Below are 19,716 nucleotides of genomic sequence, written 5' to 3' on the forward strand. Positions count from 1 at the left end.
TAGCGCGTTAATTTGTTTGGTTAATCCAACTTAAATACCGATCGACCAACTTATCGTCACCCGTGACGACAGCACACTTTTACCCGGTTTACTATTGGTCGTAAGTGATCAATACCTGCATGCCCAATAGCGCATGACTAAATCCGGGGTCCTATCTATTTGAATTCGACCCAAGCTCAAAACATTTTTGACGTCTCGACGCTTTTTGATCTGACCAACGCTTTTCGATCTCATCAACAACCTGAGGTCTCACAAGATGTTAATGCTCTCACAAGAAAAGAAAGCTCGCACGTCTGGGTAAATAGACATGAATTCACAAAACGCATTTTCTCATCCAATGTCACTTCAACAACTTGGATGGCAACCTGTATTCCAACAACAACTGACACTCGAAGACTATGACCATTCCGTCATTGCTCGTATCGTCGCACATCACCGTAGTGGCTATACATTAGCGTCAGAGCAAGGTGAAATTGTTCTACCCATCCACCAAAACCAACCGGCAATGACGGTTGGCGACTGGGTGATGTTGAACTCTGATCTGCAATTCGACCGTTTACTAGACCGTCAATCGCTCTTCCGCCGTAAAGCGGCAGGCAGTCGCGTAGCTGAACAATATATTTCATCCAATATCGACACCGTTTTTATCGTGGTTTCGTTAAATAACGACTTTAATCTAAGCCGCATCGAACGCTATCTAGCACTCGCCAACGAAGCGCAGGTCGAAGCGGTTATCGTCCTCACCAAGAAAGACTTGTGTGACGACTACCAAGACAAAGTACAACAAGTGCAAAGCTTAGATTCGATGTTGATGATCGAAGCCGTTAATAGCCTAGATCAAGACTCTACTCAAGTATTGTCGCCTTGGTGTAAAACGGGCAAAACGGTGGCTTTGATGGGTTCGTCTGGTGTCGGAAAATCGACGCTGGTTAACTCGCTGCTTGGGGAAACTCAACAAGAAACGGGCGGTATTCGTGAAGACGACAGCAAAGGCCGTCATACAACCACGTCACGATCGCTCCACTTGCTAACGTCGGGCGGTTTATTGCTCGATACTCCTGGTATGCGAGAGTTACAACTCGCCGATTGTGCTGAAGGAGTAAGTGAAACTTTTTCTGATGTGGAAGAGTTAGCGATGCATTGTCACTTTTCTGATTGCAGTCATGAGTCAGAACCAGGATGCACAATACGCAAGGCCATTGAAAGCGGTGAGCTTTCTGAAAGGCGATTCTCTAACTATGAGAAGCTACTCAGAGAGCAAGCAAGAAATGGAGCCTCATTGGCAGAACAGAGAGCGAACAGTAAACAGCTTTCTAAAATGTACAAAACCGTGCAATCAGAGAGCCGTAATATCAAGAAATCGTCTAAATAGCCGATTATTGGATTAGGTTTACAACACATAAATAAGCCCCATGTCCCTATCGCGTATTAGCTCATTAATTCATGAGCTCTTTAATGCATTGGGCTGGGGCTTCTTTGTATTAACAGGTCTTCTTTATATCAACAGGAACCCAATGGGATCATTTCTGCACACAATGATCTTGCTAATCGACTCTGACGGCACCAGAACCAGAACATTGACCCGAATGAGTATTATCATTCAGATTTATATCTCAACAAGAGTACAAAAATTTAACATTTAGCTCTAAAAACACCACGTAGCGCAAACAATCACCCTAAAAGTAAACTATTCCTAGACACCCTCTTAGATCCCGCTAATATGACCGCCCATTCCACTAGTGTATAGTTGGATTTGGTACAACTTTATAAAAAAATACATCACTATAATAAATTAACAATTGCAGGTATTTTATGCAAAATCACAACATGCTCGCCCGCATCGCTCGTGGAAATCTCGTTCTACAGATCCTTGCTGGTATTGTTTTCGGTGTCGTTCTCGCCATGGTTTCTCCTTCAGCAGCTCAAGATGCAGGCCTATTAGGTAGTCTGTTTGTTGGTGCTCTGAAAGCTGTTGCCCCAATTTTAGTATTCATTCTTGTTGCAGCTTCTATCGCAAACCAAAAGAAAGGTCAGCATACTCATATGCGTCCAATCATTGTGCTTTACCTGATTGGTACGTTCTCAGCTGCACTGACTGCTGTAGTACTGAGCTTCATGTTCCCAACCACTTTGACACTGGTTGCTGGCGCTGAAGGTGCTAACCCTCCTCAAGGTATTGCAGAAGTTCTTCATACGCTTCTATTCAAGCTTGTAGATAACCCAGTTAGCGCACTAATGAACGCTAACTACATCGGTATTCTTGCTTGGGCAATCGGTCTTGGTCTTGCTCTGCACCACGCATCAGCAACAACAAAAGCGGTTTTCGAAGACCTTAGCCACAGTGTTTCACACATTGTTCGCTTCATTATTCGTCTTGCGCCATTCGGTATCTTCGGCCTTGTTTCGACTACATTCGCAACAACGGGCTTCGATGCACTAGCAAGCTACGGTCAACTGCTAGCGGTTCTACTAAGCTCAATGCTGATCATTGCTCTTGTCGTTAACCCACTGCTTGTCTTTGTAAAGACAAAACAGAACCCATACCCACTTGTACTGCAATGTATTCGCGAGTCTGGTGTAACGGCATTCTTCACTCGTTCAAGCGCTGCAAACATCCCAGTGAACATGAACCTTTGTAAGAAGCTAGAGCTAGATGAAGATACTTACTCTGTATCAATCCCTCTAGGCGCAACCATCAACATGGCAGGTGCTGCAATCACCATCACTGTGTTAACGCTTGCAGCTGTACACACAATGGGTATTGAGATTGATATCTTCACTGCGATTCTACTAAGCCTTGTTGCTGCAATTTCAGCATGTGGCGCATCAGGCGTTGCCGGTGGTTCACTGCTACTGATTCCTCTAGCTTGTGGCCTATTCGGTATCTCAAACGATGTAGCGATGCAGGTTGTAGCGGTTGGTTTCATCATTGGTGTGATTCAAGATTCGGCTGAAACAGCGCTTAACAGCTCAACTGACGTAGTGTTCACTGCGGCTGTATGTAAAGCTGAGCAAAACAAAGCTTAACAGCTCTTGGATATTAGGCTTTAGCTCTAAGCTCTAAGCTCTAAGCTCTAAAAGCAAATAGCACACAAATAAAAAGGGAAGCATTCGCTTCCCTTTTTTGTTGTCTTGGTTTTCGAGATTACGGTTAGAAGCTATATAGCTTCAGTCATTCTTGTCCAACTCATCAAAGCTAACCAACACGTTTTAGTGGTTGCTTTTCCAGCTTGGATCCACTGCTGCCTGACTGAAATCTAGAGAGTTAGGGCTTGCTTCTTTGTTATGCGTTGCTTGATCGCTGGGTGACCCTTGATTCGCAGCTCCGCTATCATGGTTTGGCGTCGCCTGCTGGCTGTAATCGACGTTAGAAGCTTGCTCACTCGACGCTTTGGTCTCTAAATGACTACCATCGACATTTAACTCCTCACCTTCTTCATCGGAGGCTTCTTTAACCTTCTTAGGAACAGGCACATTGCGTTTGTAGAGCTTGTTGAGCGCCTTAATGATTGAGTGCTTAGTGATCGCTTCTTGGGTCAACTTGGTCATTATCGGTTTAGTCAGAGCCTGTAAGCCCACGACAGCATCTACACCAAGTTCACCGCCGACTTTATCCCTCAAATGCTTTGCTTCTGAGTAACCAAAATGAGCCGATAGAAATAGCCAGATATAAGCAATGGCATTGCCGTGCTCGCCATGGTCTATCCAAGCTTCACCCGCTCTAAACATCGCTTCTGCACTGTTCTTTTCTGCGGCCGTCTCAAACCAGTAAACAGCCTCGCCATGGTTAGGCTCAACACCAATACCGTTCAAATAACTCATACCAAGTTTGATCTTGCCGTCTAAGCTATTCTTTTCCGCGGCCTTTTGGTACCACTCGACAGAACTTTCGGCAGAGTAATCTGGGTTTTCTTTATCTAGACACCAGTCACCGATAAACAGCATCGCTTCAGTATTACCACCAGCCGCAGATTCTTCGATATAGGTGTAACCTTTAGGGATGTTTTTATCAGTTCCACGACCAAAGACAAGTGCTTTGCCCATCTCAAATTTCGCAGACACGTCATTGTCCAATGCGGATATCGCAAGCTGCCAAAAGTTGGCTTTTTCTCTTAAAATCAGGTCTTCTTTACGCTTCATGCTTAGGCGCACAATGCCATACATACCATTGATATTATCGAGTTGCGCCGCTTTGTCGTACCAATACAGAGCTTCCTTAATATTGTTACGTTCAGCTTCTTTTGCCAAATACAGAATCGACGGTACATGCCCGGTTTCGGCTTTGAAGTGACGCTCTTTTTGCTCTTGTATGCGCGCTTTTTCAATCGCTTTTCGATAAGCGACAGCACGAGCCTTACGTTCTTGTTCCAAGCGCTGCTTTCTTAGCGATAAAGAGATCAGCCACACGGCGACAAGTATTAACGAAAGAGCCGTCGCACCAATTGCGATTCCCATTGTACTCATAAAATATTTTAACCTAACTCGGCTGATACTAGCCCCGATATCGGGAAAGTGATCAACCCATAGTGAATGGTATGTTTCTAATTACAGGGAAAAGCGCCGTTATTAAAACGTTCCGCCCTAAAATGAACTTAGTTCAGTATCTCAGGAATACATAGCGATAAAAAGTCTACTAAGACCTATCGTTATGCACTCCATAAATGGTGTGATCTTGCTTCAATAGAGTTCGATAATGAAGACCATCTTTCAACAAAATAGTCTTAAACAAAGACAACGAAATTGATGAATACCTATAAACAATTTCGTGTCGCTGTAGTTAGTTCAGTTGGCCGTATATGTAAGCCAGTTCAGCAACCGTTTTAGCAGAGAATTTCTTCATTAAACTCGCTCGATGCACTTCCACCGTTCTCATCGCGATAAATAATTCATCGGCAATTTTCTGGTTACGTTTGCCGTCGATAATCTGCTTAAGAATATCGATTTCTCGCTCAGTTAACGACGCATACGCTTGGCGATAAACATTCATGTGTAAATGCTTTTCAGAAGCCTCTAGCCCTTGCTTGATCGCCTCAGCTAACTCACTGCCTTTAACTGGCTTTTGAAAGAAGTTCACCGCACCGGCTTGCAATGCCTCCACCGCCATTGGTACATCACCATGGCCCGTCAGGTAAATCACCGACAATGGGCTCTGCGCTTTCATCATCAACTCATGAACTTGCTGTCCTCTCATTTCAGGCATTCGACTGTCTAACACCACGCATCCCGTCGCATTCAAATCCACTGCATCCAAAAAGCTCGGGCCATCTTCATAGGCTGTCACCTTGAAATCATGCTCTTCCAATAAGAACACCAATGAGTCACGCATCGACTCATCATCATCAACCACATAGACTGGCAACGTATGATGAAGTTCAGACATAACAAGATTCCTTATGAGTCATTTGAAATAGAGGAAGGCAGGGTCACCGCCACATGACAACCATGAGGAGTCAGTGAGGTGATGCTCATTTTGCCACTGTGGTCTTCAATCACGTCTTGGCAAATCGCCAGCCCTAAACCCAAGCCGTTTTCTTTGCTGCTCACAAAGGCTTGAGTGACTTGTTGTTCAGTGAAATCTAAACCGGTGCCATTATCGATAATCGACAGTATCATTTTATCCGGTTGATACTCGGTAATCACTTTAATTGTCGATGGTTCGTTGTTTTTGTTACCAATATCAGACGTAGCGCTTTGTTCGCGATGCTGTTGTGCATTACATGCGTCGGTCGCATTGTTTATCAGGTTTACAATCACTTGCTGCAATCCCACCGGGTCAACATGCAGTTGGATAGGCTTACCTACAGCGTCGCGCTCAATGGTTATCTTGTGTTTCTGTAATCGAAATTGCAGTAGCTCGATAGTGTCTGTGAGTAACTGCTCGATATCAGTCCGTGACTTTTCCGATGAACGTTTCTTTATCATGCTTCTCAAGCGTTGAATGATCGCATCAGCACGGTCCACTTGAGACTGGATCTTCTCAAACACAGGTTCAATATCGGTCAATGGTTTGTTCTTCGAAATCCGTAGTAAACCACCTTCGCTATAATTCCGAATAGCTGCCAGAGGCTGATTAATCTCGTGTGCCAAACTGCTGCCCAGCTCACCAACTACCGAGATACGTTGTGAGTGCTCTAGCTGTTCACTCTTACTTTTCAGCTTATACAGCGTCGCTTCTAGTTGCTTTTTGCTGCGACTGAATTTGTATTCTAGCCAGAAGTGGTAAGCATTCAGAGACACGACAAGAATAAAGAACGCCCATGCCCACTGTTGATTGTACTTGAGCCAGATCAACGCTTCTTTCCACCAAGGTTGTTGCAGTGGATGCATGTCGAGTTGTTGGTATAGCTTGTCGATCGACAGCAGGCTTGTCGGTGACGTCCAGCCCGATGCATTAGCTGCAATGGCTGGCGCACTGCTTTTTGGCATCGCAAATAACACCTGACTCATTTGTTTCGCCAGTGTAGAAGACGCTCTCTCTGTTTTGGCAAACGACCAGTTAGGGTACAAAGGCGTAGACACCTGACATCGGAACCCTTCTGGTGCTTGATTGTCGATAACACGATATTGACTAGCCACCAGCAAACCTTCACTGATCATGCTCTCGACCAAACACACAGGCACCACCGCAGCTTCAATGTGCCCTTCACGCAGTTGATACAAGCTGGCATCAATAGGGAAACCTAAGAACTGAGTATTAGAGAAAAAGTGATTAGGGTTGAGCCCTTGTTGCATCACTTGGTAACGCATAGTGAGGTAACCACCAAATGCATTTTCCGAGACCGCCGCAATCGACTTACCGCTCAATTGTTCGAGCGAAATATAAGGCGACATTCTTCTCACCACCAAGGCTGAACCAATACTTTGCGTATTGCTGGCTCCCGACTGTTCAAAGTTATGACTGGTCATGGTGGCCATCCAAGAAAGCGCATACTGGCGTCCTAAGCGAACCGCCTGACCGGGGTTGGTGATAACAAAATCGACAGTGACGTCTTTTACCGCTTCGGCCATCTCTTCCAAGTTGAAAGGCTTGAGGACAAAGTGCTTACCCGCAATACGCTCAGACAGCCAATCCATCGTAGGCTGCCAACGCTGCTGCGCCGCAAGTTTGCCTCGGGTCGCCAACACGCCAACCTCGATAACCTGATCGGGTTCATCTGTGTTTTGGTTTGGGCTTGTGCTTGTGCTTGAAGCTACTATCGCTTGTTCAGATTGAGCCGCGAAACACGCAGCCGCGGTTAGGCTCAACCAACAAAGGCCAATGATTGTCATTAGGTTTCGGACTGTCACTAAAATCTCTTTCTCCAAACGGACTGTTTATTCAATTTATTCTCTCGTCACTTCACTTTTTCTTGAAGCTGACGACATGTTTAACGCCTAACTCATGCTTTAGATCGCCTTAAACAAGTCTTTAAAACAAAGCATAACAGCTACATTGGTAAAACCACATTTGTTCTAGATCAACTTTGATCTGGGTATGTGGAAATCCACAATACCCCGAGTACGGCCAAAATCTGACAATGAGCTCAACAGAACGAATACCCATTTATAGGTACCACTATGGACTCATTGAAAAGACGGTTTCTCAGCCAATTCGGTAAAGTTTCCGCCGGTGCTGCGCTCATTCCCATTGCCGGAATCAACACCGCAGTCGCGAGCACAGTCATTCGCAATAACAACCAACCTGACCGTAAAGGCGAAATAGGTAAACGCTACGCCATGGCGATTGATTTACGTAAGTGCGTTGGCTGCCAGGCGTGCACTGTTGGCTGTAGCGTTGAAAACCAAGCGCCGATTGGCCAGTTCAGAACCACTGTAAAACAGTATGAAGTCTCCCTTGATGATGGTTCGACAGTTCAACAAGACGTGAAATCTTTCATGTTGCCTCGCCTTTGTAATCACTGTGACAACGCACCCTGCATAAAGGTTTGCCCTGTTCAAGCGACCTTCCAACGTGAAGATGGCATTGTGATGGTCGACAACGAATGCTGCGTAGCCTGTGCTTACTGCGTTCAAGCCTGCCCTTACGATGCTCGTTTCATTAACAACGACACGCTTACCGCCGACAAATGTACCTTCTGCGCACATCGCCTTGAAGACGGCTTACTGCCCGCTTGTGTAGAAACCTGTGTCGGTGGCGCGCGTGTCATTGGCGACCTTAAAGATCCAAACAGCGAAATCAATCGTCTGCTCAATGAAAACCAAGACGACATCAAAGTGCTCAAGCCAGAGCAGAATACCAACCCACATGTTTTCTATATCGGCATGAACGAGCGATTCGTTAGCCACATCGAAGGTCAACCTGCGATTTATGATCCTGCTGCCATCGATAACTCATCCTCTAGCAAACAAGGAGAGACAGCATGAATATCACTGAGGTGTTAGTTCCCGCTCAAGAGATCGCTTGGCTACCGTGGGCAGTTCAATATTTCTTCTACATTGGTTCGGCTTACGCAGCGGCTATTCTGTTTTTGATTGCACTGATATTCAAAAACTCGACCAGTCATCAATTCCGTTCAGCTCTTGTGCTTGTGATGGCCATCGGCGCAATTGTTGGCCCACTGGCGCTAACCGGTGACTTACACCAACCTGGCCGTGCGTGGCACTTCTACGCTCACATCACACCTTGGTCATGGATGTCATTAGGCTCTCTGTTTCTTCCTCTATTTTCTGGTCTGTCTGTCGCTACCGCATGGGTTTACCTACGCGATGACATCGCACAACTTAAAAGAAGTGAAAACCCGCTTCTAAAACGCTTGTCTTGGCTAACACTGGGGCAATGGCAGGTTTCAACAAAATTGATGATTGCACTCGCTGCTGCAACAGCAGTTTCGGGCTTAAGTATTGCGCTTTACACTGGCGCCGAGATTGCAATTTTGGCGAGCCGACCGCTTTGGCATCAACCGGCTTCCCCGCTGCTTTGGTTTACGACCGCATTCTTTGCTGCAACGGGTTTAACGCTGTTGATTTGGGCTCTGCTGCCTTCAAGCAAGCCAAGCTTAAAACCAACAGACCTCGCTCTAGTACAAAGAACCATTACCTTAACCGGTGGCCTTGCCATCATTCTTACGTCGATTTGGGCATCTAACCATGGTCACTTCAATCTGTATGAGAACGACGCTTGGGGTATCAATTTAGGCATCATGACCACCAGCATTTTACTTTGCATGATCTTGGTTCTTCCGCTGCAGCGTCTATCGCAAAGCAAACTAGGAATTATCTGTGTTGCGCTTGTGACCATCGTTTCAGCATGGGCGGTACGTTGGGTGACCATGATGGAAGTTCAAACCATTCCACGCTTTGATGTGGGCGCATTCCCTTATGAATTGCCAATGGGTAGCGCTGGTTTACTTGGCATTGTTGGTATGTGTGGCCTTTGGTTAGCACTTGCGTTGTTTGCCTCTGAAATCGTGTCTACTGGTTCTACAAGAGCAACTGGCTCTGCACCAAAGACAGAATCTAAGCCAAACCAAAACACACCGTCACCACTTAACCGCTCACATAGCTTGTAGTCTGAGGAATCATCATGGATAACAAACGTCGTCAATTTTTGAAAACAGGCCTTGCTGCCGGTGGTGTTGGAGCTTTTGCTGCAGGTTATGCGACAACCACAAAACACATGGTTCACGGTGCTATTGATGGCACCGCAGGTAAGAAAACCAATCACATCCATCACGGTAATTCGTTAGAGACGGAATACAGTGTCGATGAACAAGGTAAGATCTCGCCGAATCCAAACCAACGCGTTGCACCATCAATGTGTTTTGGCTGCTGGACATTGTGTGGCTTGCGTGTACGTATAGACAATCGCAATGACGAGATTTTGCGCATCTCGGGCAACCCTTACCACCCGCTATCAAGCGACCAACAGATCCCGTTCAAAACGCCCGTAAAAGACGCCTACATTGGCTTGTCTGGTGAATCCGGCATCAACAACCGTTCGACGGCCTGCGCCCGCGGTAACGGCATGTTAGAGATTCAAAACAGCCCATACCGAATCACTCAACCGTTAAAACGTGTTGGTAAACGAGGTGAAGGCAAGTGGGAGCCGATCAGCTACGAACAACTTATCACTGAGATCACCGAGGGTGGTGACTTATTCGGTGAAGGTAAAGTTGAAGGCTTACGATCGATTCGCGACATCGAAACGCCACTTGATCCGAACAACCCTGAATACGGACCAAAAGCCAACCAACTGCTTGTGACCAATGCCGGTAATGAAGGCCGTGACGACATCTTGAAGCGCTTTGCATTTAACAGCTACGGTACTCGCAACTTTGGTCACCACGGTTCTTACTGTGGCTACGCGTTCCGCGCAGGTTCAGGTGCGATCATGAATGATCTAGACAAATTCTCGCACTTAAAGCCCGACTTCAACAACGCAGAATTCATTCTTTTCATCGGTATGTCTCCGGCTCAAGCGGGTAACCCGTTTAAGCGCCAAGCAAGGCAACTTGCGGAAGCTCGTACCAACGGAAAACTGAGCTACACCATAGTGACTCCGAGCCTTCCTGCAGGATCTTCAAGCCTTGCTGCGGGCGATCGCAACAACTGGCTACCGATCAAACCGGGCACCGATTCAGCATTAGTACTGGGCATGATCCAATGGATCATCGAGAACCAGCGCTACAACCATGATTTCTTGTCTCGCCCAAGCGCACAAGCAATGCAGAAAGCAGGCACCACCCATTGGTGTAATGCATCTCACCTCGTGATCAGCGACGAAACACACCCACAAAACGGGCGCATGCTTCGCACATCGGATATTGGTTTGCTAGAAACGGGCGAACCGATGTCTGACGATGATGGATTCATTGCACTTAATGTGACAACGTCACTATTAACATCAAATATTCAGGTAGATGAAGCGGCTCTGTTTGTCGATCAAGACGTAGAAATTGATGGTCAAACCGTTCGTGTGAAGTCTTCTCTACAAAGATTGAAAGAAGAAGCCTTCAAATATGACCTTGCTTACTACAGCGAGCAGTGTGAAATCCCACAAGATCAGATTATTGCGCTAGCGAAACGCTTCACCAGTTACGGTACAAAAGCAGTCGTCGATACTCACGGTGGCAACATGCACACCAATGGCTTCTACAACTCGTTCTCTATTCTAATGCTGAATGCGCTGATCGGTAACATCAATGCAAAAGGCGGAGCGATAGCCAAGGCGGGTGGCTACCCAACCTCTGTTGCAGGCCCACGTTACGACTTTACCAAATTCAAAGGTAAGACTAAGCCACAAGGCGTGTTCTTGTCTCGTAGCAAGTTCCCGTATCACAAGACCAGCGAATACAAACGTCACGTTGCGGCCGGTGAATCACCTTACCCAACACGTGCTCCGTGGTACCCAATCTCTGCGCCGCTTTTAACCGAGCATTTATCAGCTGCGATTGATGGCTACCCTTACCGCGCAAAAGCGTGGATCAACCACATGGCGAATCCACTTTATGGTGTTCCGGGTTTAGACAACCTACTGGGCGAGAAGCTTAAAGATCCAAAACAGCTTGGCTTGATCGTGTCTATCGATGCCTTCATCAATGAGACAACAGCATTATCAGATTACCTAGTACCCGACACGGTTACCTACGAGAGCTGGGGCATGGCGACACCGTGGCACGGCGTCGCGACCAAAGCGATCACCGCTCGTTGGCCGATAGTTGAGCCTAAAACCTCACGCACTCAAGACGGGCGCGCCATCAACCTAGAAAACTTCTTTATTGATCTGGCGAAAACTCTCGACTTGGGTGGCTTCGGCGACAACGTAATCAAAGACAGCCAAGGTAATTGGCACGGTATTCATAGCGCTGAAGATTTCTACTTGCGCTCAGCGGCTAACTTAGCATTTGCAAAAGGTGGCGTACCGAATGTAGACGCTGAAGATATCGTTTGGTCTGGTCTAGAACGCCTAGTACCTGTGATGAACAAAACGCTTAAGCCAGAAGAGATGCTAAAAGTGGCGTATATCTTTGCGCGTGGCGGTCGTTTCGAAGACGCAACCAATGCCTACACCAATGAAACCATGAAGTACAAATGGACCAAGCCACTGGCTATTTGGAATGAAAAGCTTGGTACCTCTCGCAACACCATCAGTGGCGAGCAGTACATGGGGTGCCCGACATGGTATCCACAAAAACTGGCAGACGGTACGCCATTGGCTGAGCAGTTCCCAGCAAAAGAGTGGCCATTTACTCTGACCAACTTTAAATCCAATATTCACAGTGCGGTGTCTAACCTGTCACCACGCTTGGAATCGATTAAAGGCGTGAACCCGGTTTACATTCACCCGCAAGACGCCTCTTCAGCGGGCATCAAAACCGGTGACGTATTTGCCATTGAAACACCGAGTTCAACCACACACGCGTTGGCGATGGTGATTGATGGCATCAAGCCGGGCACATTAGGCTTTGAACACGGCTTTGGACACAAAGAGCTCGGTGAACGTGCACACTGGATTGGTGACACACGACAACCAGTAAAGATGAAGTCAAACGATGGCGTTAACATCAATGATATAGGCTTGATTGACCCGACGAGAGAAGGCAAAGGCGTGATGTTGGATTGGGTTGTGGGCGCAGCAGCAAGACAAGCGCTTCCGGCTAAGATCTACAAAGTCTAATCAGTGATCCAATACCTATCCCTATTCATTTCTGAATAGGGACAAAACAGAGCAACTTCGCCATTCGAAGTTGTTCTGCTTTTTAACAGTCAATACATCGGCAGCATTCAATCCGCAACATTCAATCCAACCCGCAAACTCTCTTCACTTCTATTCTCTTCTTTTCTTTTCACCGTAACTTTTTTAGCCAGCCTCTATAAAGCGGCTATGCTTATACAATCGGTGCCATAAAAGAGCCTTAACAAGCAGTTACACCGAGGCGAACATGGCAGTTCCCTTGCACTTCGTTAACCGCAGTTGGATTCGCCTATCGAAATTCACACCAATACCATTATGGTGATTGAGGTTATTAATGTGAGACTTACCTCAAGTTCCAATTGAATTAATGTGGAAATCCACAATAGCGCGAACATCCAATTATGTCGAAAATGCGTGCATTACAACCAATAGCGACGCCTCATGATTAAGCTGAACATAAAAACTCAAACTCTAACGCTTTGCATCGCTGCTCTGGGAAGCCTTTCTTTATCCGGTTTTGCACAAGCAGCGCCTAATCCAATGCCAGAAGCCGCAGAAACCTGTAGCGGTTGCCATCAAGCAGACGGGAAAGGCATGACCAACATCGCCCCTATGCTTGCAGGGCTCAATGCTGACTACCTAGAACATCAACTGATCTTATTCTCAAGTGGCGAGCGTCAAAGCGCGATCATGAAAGGGATGGCGGATGGTGTGTCTGATCCTGCGATTCGTCGTGAAGTTGCCGAGTACTTCGCTTCGCTTCCTTCTTATGAATTCAGCGATTTAGAACAGCGCGGCTCACAAGCTGATATTGATAACCCTTATCGTAAACTGGTATTCCAAGGCGATTGGGACCGCAACATCCCCGCTTGTGCAACCTGTCATGGGCCAAGCGGTATGGGCGTAGACAAATTCCCACGCCTAGCGAGCCAGCACGCCGACTACATTCAAACTCAGCTCAACGCATGGAAAAACGGCACTCGTAAGGGGGATGATTTGAACATGATGGGCAATATCGCCGGTAAGTTGACCGACGATGAGATCAAAAACCTGTCTTACTACTTCGCATCTTTCCGATACTAAAGGGCTCGCATGAAAACATTACTCTTAATTACCGCAACCCTTGCCTCTGGAATCGCTTACGCCGAAGGTGAGTTGCCCGATCGCCAAACCGAACTGCCAGCTGTTGAGAAACCACAAGATAACAAGTATCTGGTGCCACGAGACTTGGTCGATATTCCTGCAGGAGAGTTTGGCGACAAAGTTAAACTGGGTTATTCACTGTTTGTCGATTCACAACAGATGCGCGGTACGTTCGTCGGCAATGAACAAAACTGTGTCAACTGCCACATGCAAGCGGGCATGAAAGCGAATGCGGCGCCTCTATGGGGTGCTTATATGGCCTACCCTGCTTACCGTAAGAAAAACGACAAGGTAAACAGCTACGCAGAACGTATCCAAGGCTGTTTCACTTATTCAATGAATGGCCTGCCACCAGCAGTGGGCTCAAAAGAGATGGTCGCGCTAACCGCTTACTCATACTGGTTGGCAATGGGCGGTATCTTGGATAAGAACGGCATGCAAGACACACCCGTTCCTGAGATTAGCGATGCAGATTTACAAGTCGGAGGAAAAGCGGAGAGCTTCCCTCTTCCTGAAGAGCTGTTAAGCAAATACCCAATCGATGACCGCAGCAAGCTTGCAGGTCGCGGCTACCCTAAGATTGCTAACCCTGAACAAGAACCGTCGATAGCGCGTGGCGAAAAGGTTTATCAAACCAGCTGCCAAACGTGTCATGGACAGAATGGTGAAGGTATCAAAGGGGACGACGGCCGCTCATACCTACCACCACTTTGGGGCAAAAACTCATTCAACTGGGGCGCAGGTATGCACCGCGTAAACACCGCCGCGTACTTCATCTACGAAAACATGCCGCTTGGAAAAAGCCAACAGCTGTCAATTCAGGATGCGTGGGATGTGGCCGCGTTTGTAAACAGTCATGAACGCCCACAAGACCCTCGATACAAAGGCGATGTTGCCGGCAATGCTAAGCGTTACCACAGCCACCAAGGTTACTATGGCAAAGAAGTCGACGGTCATGTACTGGGTTCAAAAGCCTACCCAAGTGGTAAAGAAGTGATTAATGATCACTAATTCGTTTTAAAGAGCAGTAACCGGTTTTCGTGAGTAGTCATGCATTTCAGTGAGACGGATAGTTGCTTACACCAGCTATAGCTAAGCTTTACATTGTAAATTGGTTACAACTGGACGAATAAAAAGGAGCCAAATTGTTTAACGATCTGGCTCCTTTTTTGTGTTTGAACGATTAGAAAAATAACTAACCTTGCTGCATCTTCTCCCAAATCGTCGGAGAGCCAATATAGTCTTGAACCGTAGTGATGAATTCTTTCACCAGTTTGGTCTGCTTACGGTGCGGATACACAGCGTAGATTGCGGTATCGATTGTAGAAATCGGATAATCCGGCAGTAAAGTGACTAAGCCAAGTTCTTTCATTGAGGCATACAGGTTTGATTGATCAAGGAAACCATACCCTAAGCCATCCTTAACGCAAGACACCATGGTGCGAACATCACTCACCTTATAGTTGCCACGAATCGTCAGACTTTGGAAAGTATTGCCTCCTGGCTCTTCGCTGATACGTAAATGATCAACCGTCATATCGCCATTGGTATAAATTACAGCAGGTAACGCGAGCAAATCTTGTGGCGTCTTCGGTTCACCATGCTGCTTCACAAAGTCGTTCGAGGCGACCAGCATGAAATTACTGTCGGCAATCTTCTTCGCAATCAAATTCGATTCAACAAGCTTGCTGAAGCGAAATGCGATATCAAACTGCCCTGCAATGATATTGGCAATCTTGTCGTCCAATGACAGCACAATCTGTACATCCGGATACTTTCTCATGAACTGCGTGATGATAGGTTGCAGGTATTGCTGACCAAAATAGATGGGCGACGTAATTCGCAATACACCTTTGGGTTCAGACTGGTACGAATCTGCAATGCCTTGGATCTGATTGATGGTGTCTTTCAACACGTAGGTTTGCGCGAGAATATCTTCCCCTGCTGACGTCAGCGAGAACGAACGCGTAGAACGGTTGAGAAGCTGAACACCTAGGTCTTGCTCAAGCTTTTTTATTTGTTTAGAGAGTGATGAGTTGTCCATATCATGCAAGGTTGCCGCTTTGGTAAACGATCCTTGTTGAACCACATCTAAGAACAATAACAACTGATTAGTATTAGGCACTGCGCCTCTCCTGAAATAAAACTCGACTAGCGTTCATCTTTGGGGGTATCCATCACAACCATGGTTGTAATGGATTGAACCTGAGCGCATTCCCCAAGCACATCGGCATGAAACTTCTTATAGCCCGGCAGATCTTTGGTTTCTACTCTCAGCAAATATTCGTTAGCACCGGTAATGTTGTGGCACTCCACCACTTCTTTTTCCATGCTGACATGCTGTTCAAATTCTAGCTGAGCCGATTTGCTGTGGCTCGATAAACCAATCGAAACATAAGCAATAAAGCCGACACCCATCAAGCCATTATCCAGAACTGCGCGGTAACCTTGAATGATCCCTTTACGTTCGAGATCTTGTACTCGCCTTAGGGTCGCTGAAGCCGACAAACCAATTCGTTCTGAAAGCTCAATGTTGGAGATTCTGCCGTCCAACTTAAGCTCTTGCAATATCCTTTCGTCAAATCTATCCATAGGTACTTATTATTGTGCAATTAGTGATAATAAGTGAAATAAAAGCACATAATTGCCTCACTTTCCACCTACTATGTTTCTCAACACGTGAAAGTCATGACCGGTCAGTCACTTCGTTCATTTTATTGTAGGAGAACCATTATGCCTTTAGAACAACTTAGCGCACTTGCCCTGTTTGCGTTTGTCTCGACCTTCACGCCGGGTCCAAATAACATCATGCTCATGACATCAGGAGCAAATGTTGGCTTTGCCCGAACTATTCCGCACATGCTTGGGATAGCTCTAGGGTTTGCCGCGATGTTGTTGTTGGTTGGCTTCGGCTTAATGGGAATTTTTAACGCCTATCCGGTCTCTCACCAAATCTTGAAATATCTAAGCCTGACTTACCTTGTGTACCTAGCAATTAAGATAGCATTGAGCGGCAAAGCCAAAAGTACCGAGGCTTATAAACCCATGACCTTCATTGGCGCGGCAAGTTTTCAGTGGGTGAACCCTAAAGGTTGGTCGATGGCTCTGACTGCGATTTCAGTTTATAGCAGTGGCAGTTCATGGTGGGAACTTGCGATCATCGCAGCGATATTCACGCTAGCCAACTTACCATCTGTGACATTCTGGACGGCGGCAGGTAAACAGCTACAGCACTGGTTAACAACCCCAATGCGTATTAAGAGCTTCAATTATGGAATGGCGGGATTACTGCTCGTGTCGACCATTCCAATGCTCTAATTTCTAGTTATTGATTCATCTAGGTTCTAGATTCTAGATTCTAGCCATTGAGTCAAAACGTTATCTGGATATCTAACGCTTTCACACAGCTTAAAATTCAGTTCACTTAAATGCTTAACTGCTCAATAATTCAGTTAACCAATAATTTAGTTAGCAAATGGTTTAGTTAGCCAATAAGTTGGCAAGGATAGGCTGTAACACGGCTTGTCCTTGCGCCGTCAAAGCCCACGCAAAACCACAAATATTCCCAAGAATCGACATCCATAGGATGGCTTTAAATGGCTGTTTCTGAGTTTTATGACGTAACTTCGCTTGCGCCAGTAACGCCCCAGGCCAACCTCCCAATAAAGAAAACAGGTGTAACGTACTTTCCTTGGTTCGCCACTGACCTTTTATTGCCGCTCGCTTATCTTTCGCGTAAAGCGCAAAGGTCAAAAGGCTCATCACAATGTAGGCAATAAGAATCGGTACATAAGACGCAACAAACAACATGCTCACTGCAACAATAGCTAGGTATACAAAACTGAGAATAATTGAGATAGACAAAAATGAACCCTTAAATTTACTCGGTATATATTTGATTTATATATAACTTATCGAAGTATGGATCTGACATGCTTAGCTTAGCGACTCAAACCGTCAAATAAAACCCAACTACGCCCTTAAATCTTTAATAAAGGAGGAGTAAGCTTTTTTACAAATACGTTAGCCTAAATGCCTTATCCATCCCTACATAACATGATGGAATATAAAGGAATTATAACAATGAATAATAAAAAACATGCTATCTATCAAGTTTTTACACGTTTGTTTGGCAACAAAAATACCACTAATACTCCATGGGGCACGATGGAAGAAAATGGGGTAGGAAAATTCAGTGATTTCACGCATCACGCTCTGGCTGAAATAAAAGACCTTGGCATTACTCATATTTGGTATACCGGCGTTCCGCATCATGCTGTCATCAAGGATTACACCCATATCGGTATTACCAATGATCACCCAAGTGTCGTCAAAGGGCGTGCTGGCTCTCCTTATGCAGTCAAAGATTACTACTCAGTAAACCCTGATTTGGCTAATGACCCTGCATCACGCCTTGAAGAGTTCGAAGCGCTAATACAAAGAAGCCATGAAAACGGCTTAAAAGTCATTATAGACATCGTACCCAATCATGTTGCGCGCCAATACAAAGGGGAAAACAACCTGCTTGGTATCAAAGATTTCGGTAGCCAAGACAATACCAGCGTAGAGTACCACCGCGATAATAACTTCTATTACATTCCTGATGCTGCGTTTGAATTGCCAGACATCATCTCCGAATTCCTGCCTCTTGGTGGAGAAGATCATCCAAGCCTAGCGACTCCATTTATTGAAAACCCAGCCAAATGGACAGGTAATGGATCTCGCCTTTCCAAGCCAAATTTCGACGATTGGTACGAAACCGTTAAAGTGAACTATGGTATTAAGCCCGATGGCACCAAAGATTTCCCGGAATTACCTCGTGACTTTGAACACCGCGATTACATGGATCATTATCACTTTTGGCTTGAATTTGAAGTCCCTGACTCTTGGGTTAAATTCCGAGACATAGCCCTATACTGGCTATCTAAAGGCGTGGATGGTTTCCGCTATGATATGGCAGAAATGGTGCCCGTTGAATTTTGGAGCTACCTCAACTCATCGATCAAAATGAATAATGCAGAAGCGTTTTTAATGGCCGAAGTATATCAGCCTCACCTTTACCGAGATTACATCAAGCTCGGAAAAATGGATTACTTATACGATAAGGTCGATCTGTATGATGGTTTGAAGGCGATTATGCAAGGCAAAGCATCAACCGCAATCATTCCGGAGATTCAGCATCAGCTGCAAGACATTGAACACCATATGATGCACTTCCTTGATAACCATGATGAGCAAAGAATTGCTTCACCAGAGTTTGTCGGTAATGCCAATATTGCTAAGCCTGCAATGCTAGTCAGCGCTTTATTGAGTAGCTCACCAACTATGTTGTATTTTGGTCAAGAAGTCGGTGAATCAGGGGCTGAAAATGCAGGGTTTGGGCAACCTTCACGCACTTCTATCTTTGATTACATTGGCGTACCTCAGCACCAAAAGTGGATGAATGACGGGAAGTTTGACGGCGGGCAACTCAATGACGATGAAAAGCAACTTCGTGCCTTCTACAAAAAAGTGATGAATTTCACCCTAGAACATTCATCCATGACAGGTGCTTATGTCGACTTACATCAATCCAATCATTTAAACGATTCATGCTACGCGTTTATCCGCCATGACCAGAATGAACTGGTGATTGCTGCGGCGAATTTCCATCAACTGAACTCCGAGTTCATTGATCTCATCATTCCGCAAAACGTCCTTCAAGATATTGATTTAAAAGAAGGAATATATAGTATAAACGAATGTATTGGTAACCATTCAACGGCTACATTAAAAGTGAACAACCACGGGGAAGGTTTCATCAGTTTACAATTAGAGCCACTAGCAACCTCCGCATTAGTTTTGACTCTACCACTTTAATGAAGCAAATTTAGTCCATGAAAAACGAGCTTAAAGAGCAAATCTAATACTGATTTTCGCACTAAGTACCCCCAATAAAG

At 45.8% G+C, this 19,716-nt stretch carries 15 protein-coding genes; 9 read left to right on the plus strand and 6 right to left on the minus strand.

What is annotated here, in order from left to right; all coding sequences use genetic code 11:
• The first annotated feature begins 307 nt into the window (after positions 1-307).
• On the plus strand, positions 308-1,372 hold the full coding sequence (rsgA, locus tag L3V33_RS04930) for a ribosome small subunit-dependent GTPase A (RefSeq protein ID WP_237289457.1): 1,065 nt from the start codon (positions 308-310) through the stop codon (positions 1,370-1,372).
• A 440-nt stretch (positions 1,373-1,812) separates the two neighbouring features.
• Positions 1,813-3,027, plus strand: coding sequence for a serine/threonine transporter SstT (gene sstT / locus L3V33_RS04935; protein ID WP_004732110.1), 1,215 nt, complete (start codon positions 1,813-1,815; stop codon positions 3,025-3,027).
• 183 nt (positions 3,028-3,210) lie between these two features.
• On the opposite strand, the gene L3V33_RS04940 is transcribed toward sstT, so the two are convergent.
• The 3 genes from L3V33_RS04940 to L3V33_RS04950 all read right to left on the minus strand — a co-directional run bounded on the left by L3V33_RS04940 (position 3,211) and on the right by L3V33_RS04950 (position 7,287).
• Positions 3,211-4,455 (minus strand): tetratricopeptide repeat protein, encoded by a 1,245-nt coding sequence (locus tag L3V33_RS04940; protein ID WP_237290172.1) that lies wholly within the window; start codon positions 4,453-4,455, stop codon positions 3,211-3,213.
• Between the two features lie 322 nt (positions 4,456-4,777).
• Positions 4,778-5,380: a response regulator gene (locus tag L3V33_RS04945; RefSeq protein WP_237289459.1), complete on the minus strand. Its 603-nt coding sequence runs from the start codon at positions 5,378-5,380 to the stop codon at positions 4,778-4,780.
• Between the two features lie 11 nt (positions 5,381-5,391).
• On the minus strand, positions 5,392-7,287 hold the full coding sequence (locus tag L3V33_RS04950) for a sensor histidine kinase (protein WP_237289461.1): 1,896 nt from the start codon (positions 7,285-7,287) through the stop codon (positions 5,392-5,394).
• Positions 7,288-7,557: 270 nt separating this feature from the next.
• Here L3V33_RS04950 and dsrO point away from each other — a divergent pair, with 270 nt between their 5' ends.
• From dsrO to L3V33_RS04975, 5 genes are all read left to right on the plus strand, one after another.
• Positions 7,558-8,364 carry a sulfate reduction electron transfer complex DsrMKJOP subunit DsrO gene (gene dsrO / locus L3V33_RS04955; protein WP_237289463.1) on the plus strand — a complete coding sequence of 269 codons (807 nt, stop codon included), beginning with the start codon at positions 7,558-7,560 and terminating at the stop codon, positions 8,362-8,364.
• Entirely contained in the window at positions 8,361-9,509 is a 1,149-nt protein-coding gene (nrfD, locus tag L3V33_RS04960; RefSeq protein WP_237289465.1) for an NrfD/PsrC family molybdoenzyme membrane anchor subunit, read from the plus strand. Before dsrO ends, nrfD begins: the two co-directional genes overlap by 4 nt.
• A gap of 14 nt (positions 9,510-9,523) precedes the next feature.
• A complete protein-coding gene (locus L3V33_RS04965; RefSeq protein ID WP_237289466.1) occupies positions 9,524-12,616 on the plus strand; it encodes a tetrathionate reductase subunit A in 3,093 nt (1,030 codons plus the stop codon).
• Positions 12,617-13,075: 459 nt separating this feature from the next.
• A complete protein-coding gene (locus L3V33_RS04970) occupies positions 13,076-13,717 on the plus strand; it encodes a c-type cytochrome (protein WP_237289468.1) in 642 nt (213 codons plus the stop codon).
• Between the two features lie 9 nt (positions 13,718-13,726).
• Complete coding sequence (locus tag L3V33_RS04975; RefSeq protein ID WP_237289469.1) at positions 13,727-14,788, plus strand: c-type cytochrome; 1,062 nt, start codon at positions 13,727-13,729, stop codon at positions 14,786-14,788.
• A gap of 184 nt (positions 14,789-14,972) precedes the next feature.
• Here the strand turns inward: L3V33_RS04975 and L3V33_RS04980 are convergent, their stop codons facing one another.
• Entirely contained in the window at positions 14,973-15,902 is a 930-nt protein-coding gene (locus L3V33_RS04980) for a LysR family transcriptional regulator (protein ID WP_017070613.1), read from the minus strand.
• A gap of 26 nt (positions 15,903-15,928) precedes the next feature.
• The gene (locus L3V33_RS04985; RefSeq protein WP_010431662.1) at positions 15,929-16,369 is read right to left on the minus strand and encodes an Lrp/AsnC family transcriptional regulator; all 441 of its coding nucleotides are present in this window, start codon (positions 16,367-16,369) and stop codon (positions 15,929-15,931) included.
• A gap of 141 nt (positions 16,370-16,510) precedes the next feature.
• Between L3V33_RS04985 and L3V33_RS04990 the strand changes: the two genes are divergently transcribed.
• A complete protein-coding gene (locus tag L3V33_RS04990; RefSeq protein WP_237289471.1) occupies positions 16,511-17,095 on the plus strand; it encodes a LysE family translocator in 585 nt (194 codons plus the stop codon).
• A gap of 162 nt (positions 17,096-17,257) precedes the next feature.
• Here L3V33_RS04990 and L3V33_RS04995 read toward each other — a convergent pair whose 3' ends face one another.
• Positions 17,258-17,587, minus strand: coding sequence for a DUF1294 domain-containing protein (locus L3V33_RS04995; RefSeq protein ID WP_102307705.1), 330 nt, complete (start codon positions 17,585-17,587; stop codon positions 17,258-17,260).
• A gap of 273 nt (positions 17,588-17,860) precedes the next feature.
• Between L3V33_RS04995 and L3V33_RS05000 the strand changes: the two genes are divergently transcribed.
• Entirely contained in the window at positions 17,861-19,636 is a 1,776-nt protein-coding gene (locus L3V33_RS05000) for an alpha-amylase family glycosyl hydrolase (RefSeq protein WP_237289473.1), read from the plus strand.
• The last annotated feature ends 80 nt before the right edge of the window (positions 19,637-19,716 follow it).

Source organism: Vibrio sp. A2-1 (genome assembly GCF_021728355.1).
In the GTDB taxonomy this organism is placed as follows: domain Bacteria; phylum Pseudomonadota; class Gammaproteobacteria; order Enterobacterales; family Vibrionaceae; genus Vibrio; species Vibrio splendidus_K.